Source organism: Mycobacterium sp. 1165178.9 (genome assembly GCF_001673555.1).
Taxonomy (GTDB): domain Bacteria; phylum Actinomycetota; class Actinomycetes; order Mycobacteriales; family Mycobacteriaceae; genus Mycobacterium.
Window position 1 is genome coordinate 1 of record NZ_LZMB01000508.1, and the last position, 2,118, is coordinate 2,118.

Genomic DNA, 2,118 nt, shown 5'->3' on the forward strand with positions numbered 1-2,118 from the left:
GACGCGCCCGCAACGGAGCCGAACAGATGCCTGCAAAAGCGTCGCAGCCCTCGCGTCATCTCGAGGTCGAGCGCAAGTTCGACGTCGTCGAATCCACCGTGTCACCCTCGTTCGAAGGGATCGCCGCGGTTGCCCACGTCGAGAAGTCGCCGACGCAAACCCTGGATGCGACGTACTTCGACACCCCCATACACGATTTGGCACGCAACAAGATCACCCTGCGGCGCCGTACCGGTGGCTCCGACGCGGGATGGCACCTGAAGCTGCCGGCCGGTCCGGACTCCCGAACCGAGGTCCGCCTACCGCTCGAGGCCTCGGGTGAAAACGATTCGGTGCCCGACGAATTGACGGATGTGGTGCTGGCGATTGTCCGCGACCGCCCACTGCAGCCGATCGCGCGCATCACCACCGAGCGCGAGAGCCAGGTGCTCTACGACGCCGCGGGCACCGCGCTGGCCGAGTTCAGCAACGACCATGTCACCGCGTGGTCGACCCGGGGATCCGACGACACCGACCCGGCGCCGACCGAACAGGAATGGCGCGAGTGGGAATTGGAGCTCCTCGAAGCGGGTGGGCTGGCCAGCGGAACAGCCGGCGTCGAGCTGCTTAACCGGTTGGGCAATCGGCTATTAGACGCCGGCGCCGTACCGGCGGGTCACGGCTCCAAGCTGGCGCGGGTGCTCGGTGCCACGCCGCCGGACGGCGCGCAGCCTTCCGAGGATCCGCTGCAGCGCGCGATCGCCGAGCAAGTTCGCGAGCTTGTGGTGTGGGATCGCGCGGTGCGTGCCGACGCCTACGACTCCATTCACCAGATGCGGGTGACCACCCGCAAGTTGCGCAGCCTGCTGCGCGACTACCAAGAGTCGTTCGGATTGCCCGACGAGGGGTGGGTCCTGGACGAGCTGCGCGAGCTCGCCAGAATTTTGGGTGTGGCTCGCGACGCCGAGGTGCTCGCCGAGCGCTACGAGCGCGATTTAGACGCGCTCGCACCGGAATTGGTGCGCGGACCGGTGCGCGAACGGCTGGTCGGGGGTGCCCAGCGGCGCTACCAGATCGGCCTGCGCCGGTCGTTGATTGCGATGCGGTCGCAGCGATATTTCCGCCTCCTGGACTCCCTCGACCTGATAGCGGCCGAGACCCCCGGTGCCGCTATGGTCGAGGAACAGGCCCCGGTGACCATCGACACCGCCTACAAAAAGGTCCGCAAGGCCCAGAAGGCCGCCGCCCAAGTCGATCGCGAGCACCCGGACGACCCACACATGCGCGACGAGGCCATTCATCGAATCCGCAAGCGCGCCAAGCGACTTCGCTATACCGCCGCCGCAACCGGCGCGGCCGGGGTGTCCGATCAGGCCAAGGCGGTCCAGTCGCTGCTCGGCGATCATCAAGACAGCGTGGTCAGCCGCGAGCACCTGCTACAGGAGGCGGAGGCCGCCCACGCCGCCGGCGAGGACACCTTCACCTACGGGCTGCTGTATCAGCGCGAGGCCGACCTGGCCGACCAGTGCCGCGACGAGCTCGACGACACCTTGCGCAAACTCGCCAAAGCGGTCCGTAAAGCCGGTCATTAGTTAAGGCGAACGAGCCGCAGAACTCGTTTTGGTGGCGGCGCTCCGCTATGCGGCCCCGGACCCCGGTCGGCCGCCGCCGAGAAGTCGCGGTTGCACCGCCTCATGAACGCGACGAGCTGACCAGGTGAATCTTCGCGAATTTCGATGTGAGCAACCGCGCGGGCGAATACGCTCCAATCGACGAATCGGCCACGCGGCAAACCCGAACGTCATCGAGGGGGACAGCAAATGGGACTCGAAAATCGTCCTTGGGCGGCAGCCAAGGTGGCGCAGGCCTGTATGCCCAATGTCCACACCATGGACACCGAATTTTGATGACGGGATAGCCGTGGACTTCTGGGCTCCTCCCGAGATCACTTCAGCGCTGATTCATTCAGGGCCGGGGCCCGCGTCGTTGCTCACCGCCGCTAACGCCTGGCGGCAGCTTGCGATCGAGTTGGGACAGACAGCCGTTAACTACGCCTCTGTCGTGGCGAGCATTCCCTGGCAGGGACCATCAGCGACGGCCATGACCGCATCCACGCTGCCCTATGTCACCTGGATGCAC

2 protein-coding genes are annotated in these 2,118 nt (G+C 66.2%); both read left to right on the forward strand.

The window, feature by feature from the left end; translation table 11 throughout:
• The first annotated feature begins 26 nt into the window (after positions 1-26).
• Positions 27-1,571, forward strand: coding sequence for a CYTH and CHAD domain-containing protein (locus A5652_RS21670; RefSeq protein ID WP_067356504.1), 1,545 nt, complete (start codon positions 27-29; stop codon positions 1,569-1,571).
• 286 nt (positions 1,572-1,857) lie between these two features.
• On the forward strand, positions 1,858-2,118 hold a 261-nt coding region (locus tag A5652_RS27105; protein WP_156745474.1), incomplete at its 3' end, for a PPE family protein.